Origin of the sequence: Ancylobacter koreensis (assembly GCF_023016525.1) — a bacterium.
GTDB classification, from domain to species: Bacteria; Pseudomonadota; Alphaproteobacteria; order Rhizobiales; family Xanthobacteraceae; genus Ancylobacter; species Ancylobacter koreensis.
The window spans coordinates 1393721-1409766 of sequence record NZ_JALKCG010000001.1 but is presented as its reverse complement, the minus strand read 5'-3'; the positions used below and the strand labels follow the sequence as shown (position 1 = coordinate 1409766).

The following is a 16046-nucleotide window of genomic DNA, read 5'->3' as shown; positions in this document are numbered from 1 at the left end:
CGCCCTCCCCTCGCAGGCGCCCTCGGTGGCGCCCATTCAGCTACCGTACAGCCCCTTGTACTGCTCGCGCAGCAGGTTCTTCTGCACCTTGCCCATGGTGTTGCGGGGCAGGTCGTCGAGGAAGATCACGCGCTTGGGGCATTTGTAGCGGGCGAGGCGGCCCTCCAGCGCGTCGATCACCGATTTCTCGTCGAGCGTCGCGTCCGGGCGGGCGACCACGACGGCGGTGACGCCCTCGCCGAAATCGGGATGGGCGATCCCGATCACCGCGCTCTCGATCACGCCGGGCAGCGCGTCGATCTCGGTCTCGATCTCCTTGGGGTAGACGTTGTAGCCGCCCGAAATCACGAGGTCCTTGCCGCGCCCGACGATCTGCACATAGCCATCCGGCCCGATCAGCCCGAGGTCGCCGGTGATGAACCAGCCGTCGTGGAACTCGGCCGCCGTCTTCTCCGGCAGGCGCCAGTAGCCGCTAAAGACGTTCGGGCCCTTCACCTCGATCATGCCGATCTCGCCGGCGCCCAGCTCTTCCCCGCTCTCCGGCGCGACGACGCGCAGGCTCACCCCCGGCAGGGGGAAACCGACCGTGCCGGCGATGCGCTCGCCCTCATAGGGGTTTGAGGTGTTCATGCCGGTCTCGGTCATGCCGTAGCGTTCGAGAATGGCGTGGTTTGTGCGCGCCCGCCATTCGCGGTGCGTCTCGGCCAGCAGTGGCGCCGAGCCGGAGATGAACAGGCGCATGCGCGCGGCCGCCTCGGGGGTGAGACCGGGCGATTTCAGCAGCCGGACATAGAAGGTCGGAACGCCCATCAGCACGCTGGCGCGCGCCATCAGCTTCAGAACCAGCTCTGGATCGAACTTCGGCAGGAAGATCATCGACGAGCCGGCCGCCAGCGTCACGTTGATGGCGACGAACAGCCCATGCGTGTGGAAGATCGGCAGCGCGTGGATCAGCACGTCGTCCGGCGTGAAGCGCCAGGTCTCGACGAGGGCCAGCGCGTTGGAGGCGAGGTTGTCGTGGGTGAGCATCGCACCCTTGGAGCGGCCCGTCGTGCCGGAGGTGTAGAGCAGCGCGGCGAGGTCGTCCGGCCCGCGCGGCACGTCGGCGAAATCCGTCCCGGCGGCATCCGCCGCGTCACGCAGGGTGCCCTCGCCCTGCGCGTCCAGCGTCAGCACACGGGGGCAGCCCTGCGCCGCGGCGATTGGCGCCAGTGCGGCCTCGCTGGCGGGATCGCAGACGAAGATGGCCGCCTGCGCGTCGCCGAGGAAATACTCCACCTCCGGCGGCGTATAGGCGGTGTTGAGTGGCAGGAACACGCCGCCCGCGCGCACCGCGCCGAGATAGGCGAACACCGCCTCGACGCTCTTCTCCGCCTGCAGCACCAGCCGGTCGCCAGGCTTCAGCCCCAGCGCCACGAAGGCGTTGGCGTATTGCGCGGAACGGCGCTCGGCGTCGGCATAGGTAAGGCGCGCGCCGTCCGCCGTCTCGATGAACAGGCGCGAAGAATCGCCCCGGCGGGCGCGGAGCGTGTCGATGAGGTGATTGGTCATGGGCAGGCGGTGTCCGTGGCGGAAATCCCGGCGGGCGTCTCGATGGCGGCCACCTTCACGCAGGGCACCTTGAGGCCGAGCGAGGCGATGTAGCCGCCGCGTATCGTGGTGTTGGCGAAGCGCGCATTCTCGATGTAGCGGCGCAGCGTCGCCACCACCTCCTCGCGCGGGGGCTTCTCCATGGAGGGCCACTGGCTCTTCGGCACGCTGCCGAACAGGGCGATGGCGTCCCAGCCCGCCGGTCGGGTGATGGAGGAGACGGTGGAGGGCGTGTCGAGGTTCTTGTAGGTCCAGAAGCTCCAGCCGAGGCCGAGGCGCTCGTTGAGCGCGCGGAACTGCGCATTCCATTCGTCGTTCAATTCGCCGGTCTCGCCGATGAAGATCGGCACCTGCCAGCGATTGGCGAAGTTGACGTATTTCTGGATCGAGCTGCGCTGCGGGGCGGCCCAGAACATGTGGTAGGTGTAGCCGAGGTTTTCCGCGAAGGGCGGGCCGAACACGTCGAAATTCGTGCTCCACTGGGCGCCCGCCAGCATGATCGGGTGGTTGGGGTCGACCTCGCGGATCGCGGTGACGAGATCGCGGTAAAACGGCTCCAGCCGCGAATTCAGGAAATCCGTGTCGTGATAGGGCGTGATCGGCTCATTGAGCAGGTCGTAGCCGAGCACGGCGGTCTCGTCCCGGTAGCGCTCGGCGATGGCCCGCCACATTGTGATGGTGCGGCGCTTGAACTCCGGCACGTAGAAGGTGAGCGGATAGCCGACGCCGTCGTCATGGTTCACGCCGGTCTGCCCGCCGGGGGCGGCGTGGATGTCGAGGATCAGCTTGATGTCGTGCGCCTTGGCCCAGCCGACCAGCCGGTCGATCAGCGCCCAGCCCTCGCCGTTCGGGTCCACCTTGTCGGGATTGGCCGGGTCGAGGAAGAACTTCCAGTGCAGCGGCACGCGCACCGTGGTGAAGCCGGCCGCCGAGAGGAAGGCGACGTCCTCCTCCTGAATATACGCGTTGCGAAAATCCTTCCAGAAGCGCGCGGCCTCCTCCGGGCCGGCGAGGTACTCGATCACGTCCTCGATGTCCTGCGGCGAGCGCTGGACCGTGAACTTGAACATGTAGCCTTCCGGCAGCAGCCAGTTGCCGAAGCTCATGCCCTTGATGAGGAAGGTCGAGCCGTCCGGGCGGACGAAGCGCGTGCCCTCGGCGCGCACGAAGCCGGGCGCGGGGGAGGCTGACGTCGGGGCGGCGGACGTCGGGGCGGCGGATGTCGGGGCGGCGGATGTCGGGGCGGCGGCATCGGGCGTCTGCGCGCACGCCGGCGGCGCGGCGGCAAACGCGAGGGCCAGAAGGGCGACGACGAGGGCGGCGGGGGGAGCGAGGCGGGCGATCATGCCGGGAACCTATTAAAGCGCGCGCCGCGCGGCAATGGCGGAACGCGGCCCTTCGCGCCGCTCGCCCAGCCGTGATGCGGCGGGCGACGATACGACGATGACCTAACGGAAATGCGAGCGTCTTCGCCCCTCTGCCACGGTGACAGCGCGCCCGGGGCAGGCTAAGCGTGCAGCTACCGTCGAAATACCCTCCCGCCCCCGCCCCAGCGCCATCCCGAAGCCGCCATGTATCTGAACTACGCCGCCATCTTCCTTGCCGTCGTGGCCGTTTTCGCGCTGGTCACGGCGCGCGGGCGGGTGCATCCCTTCCTCGCCTTGCTGGCCGCCGCCTTCGCCTTCAATGCCGGCATCGGCTGGTCGCTGAGCTATGTGGTGAAGAATTTCGGCCTCGGCTTCAGCCAGTCTCTGGCCGGGCTCGGGCTTCTCATTATCGCCGGCGCGCTGATGGCGGAGATCGCCGACGGCACCGGCGCCACGGCGCGGCTGCAGCAGATGGCGCGCGGCTGGCGCTGGCGGGCGCCGCCGCTGGCCCTGCTCGGCCTGATCGGCGGCATGGGCTCGAACCCGGCCGCCGTCTTCGCCGTGCTCAATCCGCTGCGGCGCGGCATCGGCGGCGACAGCCCGCGCTCGGCGCTGACGCTCGGCCTCTCGCTCTCGGCGGCGCACGGGCTGCTGATCCCGGCCCCGGTCGTGCTGGCGAGCCTCACCATATTGAAGGCCGACTGGGGTCTGGCGGTGGCGGTCGGCCTGCCGGCGGCGGTGCTTTCCGTGCTGCTCGGCGCCTTCTTCGCCCGCCTCACCGCGAGCGGGGCGCCCAACCCGCCGGACACCGCCGCCACCATCGACGGCGGCACGCTTGTCGCGCCGGGGCGCGGGGCGCTGGCGCTGCTGCTGGTCAGCCTCGTGCTGGTGGGGCTGCTCATCGTGCAGTCGCTCGGCGACATCGCCTCCGAACCCTTCGGCGGCGGCAATGACCGCCATTTCATCCTCGCGCTCGGCGCCCCGGCGCTGCTGCTGGCGATCGGCCCGCTGCTGCTCGTCCTCCTGAGCTGGAGCTGGGAGCCGGGCGGGCTGGGCGAAGGCGGCTGGGCCGCCCGCGCGCTCGCCAAGGCCGCCCCTCTCCTCCTCGTGGTCGGCGCCGCCGCCGGACTCTCCAAGGTGGTGCAGGAGACCGGCACGGCCGAGATGATGGCGGAATGGGCGCTGGACTACGTTCCCACCGCCGGTCCGCTGGTTCTGCTGGTGCCCTTCGCGCTCGCCGCGATCATCAAGACGCTGCAAGGCTCCTCGCTGGTGGCCTCGATCACGAGCGCCGGCATGATGATGGAGCTCGTCGAGCCGCTCGGCCTCGGCGACGCGATGGGCCGCACGCTCGCCGCGCTGGCGGTCGGGGCGGGCGCCATGACGCTGCCGCAGATCAATGACGCCCTGTTCTGGCTGGTGACGCGGGCGGGGCGCTTCTCGCCGGGCGGCACGCTGGCCCGCCTGTCGCTCGGCGCGCTGGCGCAGGGCGTTCTCGCGCTCGCCGTGCTGATCGCCGTGCGCCTCGCCACCGCCTGAGGACCGAAGGACCGCGCCGATGCTTCGCCGCCGAGACTTCCTCGCTTCCGCCGCGGCCGCCGCCGCGCTTCCCGTGCTGCCGGGCCTCGCCGCCGCGCAGGACGCCCCGACAGGCGTGACGCCGCTGGAACCCGCCGGCACGCCGCGCCTGCCGCGCGGCTTCGTGTGGGGCGCCTCGACCTCGTCCTACCAGATCGAGGGCGCGGTGACGGAAGGCGGGCGCAAGCCCTCCATCTGGGACACCTTCTCGCACACGCCCGGCCGCATCGCCGACGGCACCAATGGCGACGTCGCCTGCGACCACTACAACCGCTACGCCGAGGACGTCGACCTGATGGCGCGGCTGGGCCTGCAGGCCTACCGCTTCTCCATCGCCTGGCCGCGCGTGATGCCGGACGGCACCGGCCCGGTGAACCCGGCCGGTCTCGATTTCTACGACCGTCTCGTCGACAAGCTGCTGGCGCGCGGCATCCTGCCCATGGCCTGCCTCTATCACTGGGACCTGCCGCAGGCGCTGCAGGATCGCGGCGGCTGGCACAATCGCGACATGGCCGGGTGGTTCGCCGACTACGCGGTGGCGGCGGTCAACAAGCTGGGCGACCGGGTGAAGCCCTGGGCCATGCTGAACGAGCCCTCGGTGCACGCCATCTTCGGCCACGGCTTCGGCAACCACGCGCCGGGGCTCACCGGCTGGCCGAGCTATGTGATGGCGCAGCACAACCAGAATCTGGCGCAGGGCGCCGGCATCCGCGCCATCCGCGCCATCCGGAGCGACCTCAAGCTCGGCACAGTGTTCTCGCTGCAGCCCATCTACCCCTCCTCGCAGGACCCGGCCGACATCGCCGCCGCCCAGCGCTTCGACGCCTGCTGGAACACCATCAACCTCGACCCGCTGTTCCACGGCCGCTACCCCGCGCCCTTCGACGGCGTGTTCGCCCAGCTCGTGAAGGGCGGCGACATGGAGCAGATCCGCGTGCCGGTGGATTTCCTCGGCGTGAACTATTACGGCCCCTCCTGGATCAAGCACGACCCCGCCGCCTTCCTCGCGCAGGCCGGCTACGGCGCGGTGCCGGAGGGCACGCCGCGCACGCTGCTGGGCTGGCCGATCCTCGCGCAGGGGCTGGTCGAGGTGCTGGCGCGGCTGCGCGACAGCTACGGCAACCCGCCGGTCTTCGTCACCGAGAACGGCGCCTGCTACGAGGACCCCGCCCCCGCCGCCGGGCTGGTGCACGATCCCGAGCGCACCGAATATATCCGCGCCCATCTGGTGGCCGCGAGCCAGGCGATCGCGCAGGGCTGCGCGCTGAACGGCTATTTCGCATGGTCGCTGCTCGACAATTTCGAATGGGCGGAGGGCGAGCGTCGCCGCTTCGGGGTGGTCAATGTCGACTTCGCCACCCAGAAGCGCACGCCGAAATCCTCCGCCCTCTATCTCTCCCAACTCATCAAGGCGCATGCCGCCGGCGCGCAGCCGTGAGAGGGACGGGGCCGCGCCGGTCACGCGGGTGACATGCGCCCTACACATATGTCGGTCATTTGACGCAGCGGTCCGAAGCGCCTTTCTATAGCGGCAGCCAAGGGCATTCCCGGCCTCGCGCCGCCCATTGAGACAGAGCAGACCATGCAGACCAACGATCCCGCCGTCGCCGAAATCGTCGACTTCATCTCCGGCGAGGTCGGGGTCGATTCGAGCCTGCTGACGCCGGACACGCCGGTCGCCGAGCTCGGCATCTCCTCGCTCGACCTGATCGAGACCATCTTCAAGCTGGAAACCCGCTTCGGCATCGAGATCCCCAATGACGGCCCGCTGAACGGCAACGACGTGACCGTCGGCACGCTGGTCGACCACGTTGCCGACCTGCTCGCCGCGCAGAAGGCCAAGATCGCCTGATGACCGCGCGGGTGGCGGTAACAGGGCTGGGCTCGCTCTCCGCGCTCGGCAACGACGTGGCGGCGCATCTGGCGGGCCTGCGTGCCGGAACGGTCGGCATCGGCGAGACGCAGGGCGTCGACGTCTCCTCGATGAAGACGAAGATCTCCGCCGAGGTGCGCGGCTTCGTGCCGGAGGCCCATTTCGACCCGCGCCAGCTCGGCCTCGTCGACCGCACCTCGCAATTCGCCGTCGTCGCCGCCCGGCAGGCACTGGCCGATGCCGGCCCGGTGCTGGAGGGCGCGGCGCGCCACCGCGTCGGCGCCATCTTCGCCGCCTCGGTCGGCTCGCACGCCGTCGACGACAGCTACCGCAAGCTCTACGCCGAAGGCGCCCCGCGCCCGCATCCCTTCACCGTGCCGCGCGCCATGCCGAGCGGGCAGGTGAGCCACATCACCATGGATCTGGGCATTCACGGCCCCGCCTTCGCCATCGCCTCGGCCTGCTCCTCGGCGGCGCACGCCATCGGCACCGCCTTCCACATGGTGCGGGCCGGCATGCTGGACGTCGCCATCTCGGGCGGGGCGGAATCGCAGCTCACCTACGGCATGCTCAAGAGCTGGGAGGCGCTGCGCGTGCTCTCCCCCGACGGCTGCCGCCCGTTCTCGAAGGACCGCGCCGGCCTCGTCATCGGCGAGGGCGCCGGCGCCGTGGTGCTGGAGAACCTGGAGCGGGCGCGCGCCCGGGGCGCCACCATCCATGCCGAGCTGGTCGGCTTCGGCATGAGCGCCGACGGCATGGACATCACCGCTCCCGACATGGCGAGCGCGGCGGCGGCGATGGCCTTCGCGCTGGAGGACGCGGGCCTTGCGCCAGAGCAGGTCGGCTATGTCAGCGCCCACGGCACCGCCACCGCGCTGAACGACAGGACCGAGACGGCGGCGCTGCGCCACGTCTTCGGCGCGCATCTGACCAAGCTGCCGGTCTCCTCGTCGAAGTCGCAATACGGCCACACGATGAACGCCTCGGGCGCGCTCGACTTCGTGACCACGGTGCTGGCGCTGCGCGAGGGCTTCCTGCCGCCGACCATGGGCTTCCGCGAATTCGACCCCGACTGCGACCTCGACTGCGTGCCGAACGCCGCGCGCGAGGCCCGGATCGAGGCGGCCATCTCGTCCAGCTTCGCCTTCGGCGGGCTCAACGCCGTGCTGGCGCTGAAGCGCTACGATTAGGCTAGCTACTAAACGGAAAAAAATGCGGACTAAACAGCCGCCTGACCAATGAATTGGCCATCATAACCTTTTGAGGGAGTGCCCAAGGTTGTCTCAAAGATCAGCTGACAAATTCGCATGCCAGCCTTGAGAGTGATTGGACGGGGCCCCTGATTGACAATTTCAAGCTGGATATAGCCCTGAAATCCCGCATGGATAGTCGGCGCCGTCATATGCACGCAGAGACCCAAGCGTGCCAACGAGCTTTTTCCTTCAACGCGGGCTGCGACACGGCTTGTAATCGGCAGATCAATTTCTTCGACGGTCCAACCCAATATCAACTTGCCTGGGTTGAGATTAAAGCCATCTACTGGAATACTCTGCCTATCCGAGATTTCGGAGAGAGCAGTTGCGTAATCGTAACTAGGATGCGTTGGATCGATCGCGTTATTTCCCAGATACGGCTTTGTATCTCGGAACAAAATCAGATGCTCTCCAAGCCGCAAATCTACACTCGTTGAACTAAATGCTTCATCGAGCTTCGGCGCCGGGTTGATAGTGATCAAGCCCTTTTGGAGAGCAATCTGGATTTCGCGATCTGTCAGAATCACGCTGAAACTTTCTCTAAATTTCGAACCTGTCCCTTACGCACCCAAACACGCCATTCGCCGTTCTGTGTTTCGCGAGGCAACTCGATGAGAAGCTCATCTTGACCACGCGAACGAATCAGACCGACATCAATATACTCTTGCTCGATAGAGCGCCTCGATACAATCAGGCGTCGCGTTCCCTCCACAGTTTCCACCGCAATGATTACCTCACTCGGGTGAAGTCCGGCACCAACTTCATGCACCTTGAGTTGCATCGCCGTGTCTCCCTATAGCGCTGATCGAATCGATACGTAATCAACGCATTCTCTTGGTTGAAAGATCGTTAACATACGGAACAAAACATGAACATACAGTTAATTTTTTGTTTCATGAGACAGGCTCAGTTGTGCCCCCTCCACCCGGAACTCGCCCGCCAGCTCGCCGCCGACCCGCGCGGCGAGCGCGGGGCGCTGCGCCTCCAGCCGGGCGCGGCAGAAGGCGGCGACCTCGCGCGGCAGGCGGCCGAGCTCCTGCCGGCGGGCGATCAGGGTGAGATGGCGGGTCAGCCCCGGCCCGGGCAGCGCATGGCAGGCGAGGCCGTCGAGCGGCAGGCCGGCCTCCAGCAGGCAGAGCGGCGTGGTCACGGCAAAGCCCGCCCCGTCCGCCACCGCGCTGGTGACGCCATAGGGCGTGTCGAATTCCAGCGGGCGCGGCAGGTCAAGCCGCAGCCGGCGCAGATGCCGCTCCACCTCCATGCCAGTCTTGGAGCGGGCGGAAAAGCGCACCAGCGGCGCCTGACGGGCGAGTTCGGCGAGGTCCGCCACCCGCGCCGGGGCGGGCAGCGCGGCGGGCAGCAGCAGCACATAGGGCTCGGTGACGAGCGGCCAGCGCTCCAGCCCCTCGATCTCGTCGAGGTCGTCGGCGCCGACCAGCAGGTCGAGCTGGCGGGTCAGCAGCGCCCCGGCATGCGAGGCGGTCAGCCCCGAGAGCAGCGAGACCTGATCGGCCCGCTCGCCGAGCGCGCGGGCGAGCGGCGCCATCAGCACGCGCGAGAGCGAATCGACGAGGCCGGCGCGCAGCAGCGGCAGCCGGGCATGGCCGGCCTCGCGCAGCAGCGGGGCGATCTGGCGGGCTTCCGAGAGCAGCGCGCTCGCCCGCTGGCGCAGCGCGCCGCCGGCGGCGGTGAGCGCGAGCGGGCGGGCGCGGCGGTCGAACAGCGCGATGCCGATGCGCCGCTCCATGTCGGCGATGGACTGGGAGACGGCGGGCTGGGTCAGCCCCAGCCGGCGCGCCGCCTGCGCCATGGTGCCGGCGTCGCACACCGCGAGGAACAGCTCCAGCGCGCGCAGGTCGAAGGGCAGCGTGTCGGCGGGGGGCATGCGGGCGGCGATCCAATGAAAACTTTCGTCATGCCCGGCCTTGAGCCGGGCATCCACGATGTTGCCGGCGAGGACGTGGATGGCCGGGTCAAGCCCGGCCATGACAATGTACGGCTCTATATAACCAAAACTTATATTATCACCGGATCGGCGGTGATCTATAGCTTTCTGCCGTATCCGCCAGCGAGCCCTTCATGCGCTATTCCTTCCTGAGCCTCCTCGCCAACGGGCTGACCGGCCAGAAGGGCTGGACGCCGGCCTGGCGCGACGCCGCGCCGAAGCCCGCCTATGACGTGATCATCGTCGGCGGCGGCGGGCATGGGCTGGCGACCGCCTATTACCTCGCCAAGGTGCACGGCATCACCAATGTCGCGGTGATCGAGAAGAGCTATATCGGCTCGGGCAATGCCGGGCGGAACACCACCATCATCCGCTCCAACTACCTGCTGCCGGGCAACGAGCCGTTCTACGAGTGGTCGATGAAGCTCTGGGAAGGGCTGGAGCAGGAGCTGAACTACAACGCGATGGTGAGCCAGCGCGGTATCCTCAATCTGTTCCATTCCGACGCCCAGCGCGATGCCTATGCCCGGCGCGGCAACGCCATGCGGCTCGCCGGCGTCGATTCCGAGCTGCTCGACAGGCGCCGCGTGCGGGCCATGTACCCGTTCCTCGACTTCGACAATGCGCGCTTCCCCATTCAGGGCGGGCTGCTGCAGCGCCGCGCCGGCACCGCCCGCCACGACGCCGTGGTGTGGGGCTACGCGCGGGGCGCCGACACGCGCGGCGTCGACATCGTGCAGAACTGCGAGGTGACGGGCTTCCTGCGCGAGGGCGACGCCATCGTCGGCGTCGAGACCACGCGCGGCACGATTCGCGCCGGCAAGGTGGCGCTGGCCGTGGCGGGCAACTCCTCGCGCGTCGCCGCGCTCGCCGGGCTGCGCCTGCCGATCGAAAGCCACGTGCTGCAAGCCTTCGTCTCGGAGGGGCTGAAGCCGGTGATCGACGGGGTGATCACCTTCGGCGCCGGGCATTTCTACATCTCGCAGTCCGACAAGGGCGGGCTGGTCTTCGGCGGCGACATAGACGGCTACAACTCCTACGCCCAGCGCGGCAACCTGCCCGTGGTGGAGGATGTCGCCGAGGGCGGCATGGCGTTGATGCCGCGCATCGGCCGGCTGCGGCTGCTGCGCATGTGGGGCGGCATCATGGACATGTCGATGGACGGCTCGCCGATCATCGACCGCACGCCGCTGCCCGGGCTCTACCTCAACGCCGGCTGGTGCTATGGCGGCTTCAAGGCGACGCCGGCCTCGGGCTGGTGCTTCGCCCATCTGATCGCGACAGGCGCACCGCACGAGACCGCCGGCGCCTTCCGGCTGGACCGCTTCCGCACCGGCCACCTCATCGACGAGAAGGGAGTCGGCGCGCAGCCGAACCTGCATTGACGGGGCTGGTTGTTACGATATCGACGCCTGCGGCGGAGCCTCTGCTGGATCCCGGATCTTCGCTCCGGCTGCGCCTCCGCTCGCCCGGGACACGAATCGCCTGTTTCCCGGACAAGCTGCGCAAGGCGCAGCGCCGATCCGGGACCCAGCATAAAACCCCGCGCAGCGTCCCTGCCTCTTCCCTCCGCCTTTCCGAAGGTGCCGCCTGATGCGCATTCCCTGCCCCTATTGCGGCGCGCGCGACGCCCATGAGTTCGCCTATCTCGGCGACGCCACGCTCACGCGCCCCGACCCGGCGGCGGCCGACGCTGCGGATCGGTTCCACGATTACGTCTATCTGCGCGACAACCCGGCCGGGCGGCATCAGGAATGGTGGTACCACGCCAATGGCTGCCGCCAGTGGCTGCGCCTGACGCGCGACACCCGCACCCACGCCATCGAGGCCGCCGAACCGGCGCGCCGGGACGCCACGCAGGCGGATATGCCCGGAGCCGCATCATGAGCCGGCTCAACCGCAACCGGCTGGAGGCCGGCGGACTGATCGACCGCGCCCGTCCGCTCGATTTCGTCTTCGACGGCCATCGCTACCACGGCTATGCCGGCGACACGCTCGCCTCCGCGCTGCTGGCGAATGGCGTGCGGTTGGTCGGCCGCTCGTTCAAATATCACCGCCCGCGCGGCATCTTCTCGGCCGGGGCGGAGGAGCCGAACGCGCTGGTCGAGCTGCGCGCCGACGCAAGGCGCGAGCCCAACAGCCGCGCCACCGTGACCGAGCTGTTCGACGGGCTGGAAGCGACCAGCCAGAACCGCTGGCCCTCGCTCGGGCTGGACCTGCTCAGCCTCAACCGCTTCCTCGCGCCCTTCCTCGGCGCGGGCTTCTACTACAAGACCTTCATGTGGCCGGCCGCCTTCTGGGAGAAGCTGTACGAGCCGGTGATCCGCCGCGCCGCCGGCCTCGGGCGCGCCGCTCGGGAGGCCGACCCCGACCATTACGAGAAGGCGACTGCCTTCTGCGACGTGCTGGTGATCGGCGCCGGCCCGGCCGGGCTTATGGCGGCGCTGGCGGCGGGGCGCAGCGGCGCGCGGGTGATCCTCGCCGATGAAGACTTCCTGCCGGGCGGGCGGCTCAACACCATGGCCGGCGAGGTTCACGGCCAGCCGGCCGCCGCCTTCGCCGCCCATGTCGCCGCCGAGCTGGCGAGCCTGCCCAATGTGCGGCTGATGACCCGCACCACCGTGTTCGGCGTCTATGACGGGGGCACCTATGGCGCGCTGGAGCGCGTCGCCGATCATCTCGCCGTTCCCGCGCCCTTCCAGCCGCGCCAGCGCCTGTGGCGGATCGTGGCGCGCCGCGCCTTGCTGGCGGCCGGCGCCACCGAGCGGCCCATCGTGTTCGGCGGCAACGACCGGCCGGGCGTGATGCTGGCCGGCGCGGTCGGCACCTATGTGCAGCGCCATGCCGTGCTGCCGGGCCGGCACGTCGCGCTGTTCGCCAATAATGACGGCGCCTGGCGCGAGATGCTGGACGCCGCCGCCACCGGCGCCAATGTCGAGACCGTCGTCGATGTGCGTCCGAACGTGGCGCCGGAACTCGTCGAGGCGGCCCGCGCGCGCGGCATCCGCGTCTTCACCGAGGCGCGGGTGATCGCCACGCAGGGGCGCACGCTGCGCAGCTTCGACGTGCTCTCCCCCGGCGGACGCGAGCGCCTCGCCGCCGACACGCTCGCCGTCTCCGGCGGCTGGTCGCCGTGCGTCCACCTCACCTGCCACCATGGCGGCAAGCCGGCGTGGAACGAGGCTCTTGCGGCCTTCGTACCCGGAGCGACCCCGCCGGGCCTCGCCGTGGCGGGCGCCGCCAATGGCACGTTCGGCCTCGGCGCGGCCTTGCGGGAGGGCGCCGGCAAGGGCGCCGAGGCGGCCGGGGCGCTCGGCTTCCCGGTGCCGCCGCTCGACGTGCCGCAGGTCGAGGACGCGCCCTTCGCGCTGACCCCGTTCTGGCATGTGGGTGAATCGCGCGGGCCCGCCTTCGTGGATCTCCAGAACGACGTTACCGCCAAGGATGTCGGCATCGCCCATGCCGAGGGCTTCCGCTCGGTCGAGCACCTCAAGCGCTACACCACGCTCGGCATGGCGACCGATCAGGGGCGCACCTCCAACGTCACCGGCCTTGCCATCATGGCGAGCCTCACTGGCGCCTCCATTCCCGAGACGGGCACGACGATCTTCCGCCCACCTTATTCGCCGGTCGCACTCGGCGCGCTGGCCGGCCATCACCGGGGCAAGGATTTCCGCCCGGTGCGCCTTACCCCGACGCATGAATGGGCGCGGGCGCAGGGCGCCGTGTTCGTTGAGACCGGGGCGTGGCTGCGCGCGCAATATTTCCCCCGCAAGGGCGAGCGCGACTGGCTGGAAACCGTCTCGCGCGAGGTGAAGGCGGTGCGCGCCTCGGTGGGGCTGATCGACGTCTCGACCTTCGGCAAGATCGACCTGCAGGGGCCGGATGCCGGCACGCTGCTCGACCGGGTGTACATCAACACCTTCTCCACCCTCGCCGTCGGCAAGGCGCGCTACGGCGTGATGCTGCGCGAGGACGGCTTCGTGATGGACGACGGCACCACGGCGCGGGTCGCCCCCGAGCATTACGTGATGACGACCACGACGGCGAACGCCGCCAAGGTCTACCAGCATCTCGAATTCTGCCTGCAGGTTCTGTGGCCGGAGCTCGATGTGAGCCTCGCCTCGGTCTCCGAGCAATGGGCGCAGATCGCCATTGCCGGGCCGCGCTCCCGGCAGGTGCTGGCGAAGATCGTCGATACCGGCGTCGACGTGACCAATGAGGGCCTGCCCTTCATGGGCGCCGTGGAGGCACGGGTGATGGGCGGGGTAGAGGCGCGGCTGTTCCGCCTCTCCTTCTCCGGCGAGCTCGGCTATGAGATCGCGGTGCCCGCCCGCTCGGGTGCGGCACTGGCCGAGGCGCTGATGCAGGCCGGCGAGGAATTCGCCATCACGCCCTATGGCGTCGAGGCGCTCGGCGTGATGCGCATCGAGAAGGGCCATGTGTCGGGCAACGAACTCTCCGGCCAGACCACCGCGCGCGACCTCGGCCTCGGCCGCATGGCCTCGACGAAGAAGGACTATATCGGCCGGGTGATGGCCAGCCGTCCCGGCCTCGTCGACCCCGCACGACCCTGCCTCGCCGGTTTCCGCCCGGTGAACGGCTCCAGCCGGCTGCGGGCGGGCGCCCATTTCCTGCCCCTCGGCGCCAGGCCGGAGACGGCCAATGACGAGGGCTACATGACCTCGGTCGCCTATTCCCCGCATCTCGGCCACTGGATCGGCCTCGGCCTGATCGTGCGCGGGCCGGAGCGCATCGGCGAGCGGGTGCGCGCCTATGACCCGGTGCGCGGCGAGGAGTTCGAAGTAGAAATCTGCGCGCCCGGCTTCATCGACCCGGAAGGGGAGCGTCTGCGTGGCTGACCGTTCGCCTCACGACCCGCTCGCGGGTATCGCCTTCGACCGCGTTCCGCCTGCCGGCGCCTATGGCGTCACCGGTGAACCGGGCATCGTCGTCTCCACCGCCGAGGAGCCCTTCATCGCGCTGGTGGCCGCCCGCAACGGCTTCGGTGCCAGCGTCGCCGAGCGGCTGGGCCGCGCCTTCGGCGGGCCGGGCCTCGACCGCCCGCATGCCGGCTTCGGCTCCGGCAGCACGGTGGTCGGCATCGGGCCGGGGCGCTTTCTCGTGCTGTCGCGCGCGGAGGCGGATCTTCCCGGCACGCTGCGCGCGGTGCTGGGGACGGAGGCCGCCATCACCGGGCAGAGCGACGCCTTCGTGCTTTTCGATCTCTCCGGCGCCCGCGTGCCGGACCTTCTCGCTAAGGGCGCGCCGGTCGATCTCGACCCGCGTGTATTCCCTGTCGGCGACGCGGCGACCACGCTCGTCGCCCATATCGGCGCCACCCTGTGGCGCAGCGGCGAGACGGGATGGCGCGTGCTGGTGGCGCGCAGCTTCGAGGCGAGCTTCACCCGCTTCCTCCTCGGTGCCGGAGCCGAATACGGCCTTCGTCTGGAGGGCCGAGGTTGATGGCGGCGCGCCGCGCGCTTCCCCCGTCGCCTCATCTCCCCTAGAAGCCTGTCGGCGCGCATTCTCAACGCCGCGACCGGCGTTTCGACGAGACCTGACATGACCGACACCCGCGATCCCTACGTCCTCACCCTCTCCTGCCCGGACCGGCCCGGCATCGTCGCCGGCGTCGCCGGCTTCCTGTTCGAGCAGGGCGGCAACATCCTCGAGGCCCAGCAGTTCGACGACACGGAAAGCGGCCGCTTCTTCATGCGGGTGATGTTCGACCGCGCCGCCGGCTCCGGCCCGCTGGAGGCGCTGAAGAGCGATTTCGAGGCGGTGGCGGGCAAGTTCGCGCTCGACTGGCGCCTGCGGCCGCGCAATCGCAAGCCGAAGGTGATGCTGCTGGTCTCCAAGTTCGACCATTGCCTCGCCGACCTGCTCTATCGCTGGCGCATCGGCGAAATCCCGATGGAGATCGCCGCCATCGCCGCCAACTATCCGCGAGAGACCTACGCCCATCTCGATTTCGACGGCATCCCGTTCCACTATTTGCCGGTCAGCAAGGCGACCAAGATGGAGCAGGAGGCCCAGCTCTGGGAGCTGTTCCAGTCCTGCGGCGCCGAGGTGGCGGTGCTCGCCCGCTACATGCAGGTGCTGTCCGACGGGCTGTCGGCCAAGCTGTCCGGGCGCTGCATCAACATCCACCATTCCTTCCTGCCCGGCTTCAAGGGCGCCAAGCCCTACCATCAGGCGCATGAGCGCGGCGTAAAGCTGATCGGCGCCACGGCGCATTACGTGACCTCCGACCTCGACGAGGGTCCGATCATCGAGCAGGACGTCGAGCGCATCAGCCATCAGGATTCGCCCGAGGACCTCGTGCGCAAGGGCCGCGACATCGAGCGCCGCGTGCTCGCCCGCGCGCTCGCCTGGCATCTCGACGACCGCGTGCTGCTGAACGGCCACCGCACCGTCGTCTTCCGCGACTGAGGAGG

14 protein-coding genes are annotated in these 16046 nt (G+C 69.3%); 9 read left to right on the top strand and 5 right to left on the bottom strand.

Annotated elements, in window-relative coordinates:
* Positions 1–36: 36 nt before the first annotated feature.
* Entirely contained in the window at positions 37–1551 is a 1515-nt protein-coding gene (locus MWN33_RS06475; RefSeq protein ID WP_247199604.1) for a malonate--CoA ligase, read from the bottom strand.
* Positions 1548–2936, bottom strand: coding sequence for a glycoside hydrolase family 5 protein (locus tag MWN33_RS06470; protein ID WP_247199603.1), 1389 nt, complete (start codon positions 2934–2936; stop codon positions 1548–1550). The genes MWN33_RS06475 and MWN33_RS06470 overlap by 4 nt, the downstream gene beginning before the upstream one ends.
* 225 nt (positions 2937–3161) lie before the next feature.
* Here MWN33_RS06470 and MWN33_RS06465 point away from each other — a divergent pair, with 225 nt between their 5' ends.
* The 4 genes from MWN33_RS06465 (at position 3162) to MWN33_RS06450 (ending at position 7598) form a co-directional block, all read left to right on the top strand.
* Positions 3162–4496 carry a GntT/GntP/DsdX family permease gene (locus MWN33_RS06465; RefSeq protein WP_247199602.1) on the top strand — a complete coding sequence of 445 codons (1335 nt, stop codon included), beginning with the start codon at positions 3162–3164 and terminating at the stop codon, positions 4494–4496.
* Between the two features lie 19 nt (positions 4497–4515).
* Positions 4516–5973, top strand: a complete 1458-nt coding sequence (locus MWN33_RS06460) for a GH1 family beta-glucosidase (RefSeq protein WP_247199601.1) — start codon at positions 4516–4518, stop codon at positions 5971–5973.
* Positions 5974–6117: 144 nt separating this feature from the next.
* A complete protein-coding gene (locus tag MWN33_RS06455) occupies positions 6118–6387 on the top strand; it encodes an acyl carrier protein (RefSeq protein WP_247199600.1) in 270 nt (89 codons plus the stop codon).
* Positions 6387–7598, top strand: coding sequence for a beta-ketoacyl-[acyl-carrier-protein] synthase family protein (locus MWN33_RS06450; RefSeq protein WP_247199599.1), 1212 nt, complete (start codon positions 6387–6389; stop codon positions 7596–7598). Before MWN33_RS06455 ends, MWN33_RS06450 begins: the two co-directional genes overlap by 1 nt.
* Positions 7599–7627: 29 nt before the next feature.
* On the opposite strand, the gene dcd is transcribed toward MWN33_RS06450, so the two are convergent.
* From dcd to MWN33_RS06435, 3 genes are all read right to left on the bottom strand, one after another.
* Positions 7628–8188, bottom strand: a complete 561-nt coding sequence (gene dcd / locus MWN33_RS06445; protein ID WP_247199598.1) for a dCTP deaminase — start codon at positions 8186–8188, stop codon at positions 7628–7630.
* Positions 8185–8442, bottom strand: coding sequence for a hypothetical protein (locus MWN33_RS06440; RefSeq protein WP_247199597.1), 258 nt, complete (start codon positions 8440–8442; stop codon positions 8185–8187). The genes dcd and MWN33_RS06440 overlap by 4 nt, the downstream gene beginning before the upstream one ends.
* A gap of 99 nt (positions 8443–8541) precedes the next feature.
* Positions 8542–9546 (bottom strand): LysR family transcriptional regulator, encoded by a 1005-nt coding sequence (locus MWN33_RS06435; protein ID WP_247199804.1) that lies wholly within the window; start codon positions 9544–9546, stop codon positions 8542–8544.
* A gap of 194 nt (positions 9547–9740) precedes the next feature.
* On the opposite strand from MWN33_RS06435, the gene MWN33_RS06430 reads away from it, so the two are divergent.
* The 5 genes from MWN33_RS06430 to purU all read left to right on the top strand — a co-directional run bounded on the left by MWN33_RS06430 (position 9741) and on the right by purU (position 16041).
* Positions 9741–10991: a sarcosine oxidase subunit beta family protein gene (locus MWN33_RS06430; RefSeq protein WP_247199596.1), complete on the top strand. Its 1251-nt coding sequence runs from the start codon at positions 9741–9743 to the stop codon at positions 10989–10991.
* Positions 10992–11199: 208 nt separating this feature from the next.
* A complete protein-coding gene (locus MWN33_RS06425; RefSeq protein WP_247199595.1) occupies positions 11200–11493 on the top strand; it encodes a sarcosine oxidase subunit delta in 294 nt (97 codons plus the stop codon).
* Complete coding sequence (locus MWN33_RS06420; protein ID WP_247199594.1) at positions 11490–14468, top strand: sarcosine oxidase subunit alpha family protein; 2979 nt, start codon at positions 11490–11492, stop codon at positions 14466–14468. Before MWN33_RS06425 ends, MWN33_RS06420 begins: the two co-directional genes overlap by 4 nt.
* Positions 14461–15072, top strand: a complete 612-nt coding sequence (locus tag MWN33_RS19135) for a sarcosine oxidase subunit gamma (protein ID WP_247199593.1) — start codon at positions 14461–14463, stop codon at positions 15070–15072. The genes MWN33_RS06420 and MWN33_RS19135 overlap by 8 nt, the downstream gene beginning before the upstream one ends.
* A gap of 99 nt (positions 15073–15171) precedes the next feature.
* Positions 15172–16041 (top strand): formyltetrahydrofolate deformylase, encoded by an 870-nt coding sequence (gene purU, locus MWN33_RS06410; RefSeq protein ID WP_247199592.1) that lies wholly within the window; start codon positions 15172–15174, stop codon positions 16039–16041.
* Positions 16042–16046 lie beyond the last annotated feature (5 nt).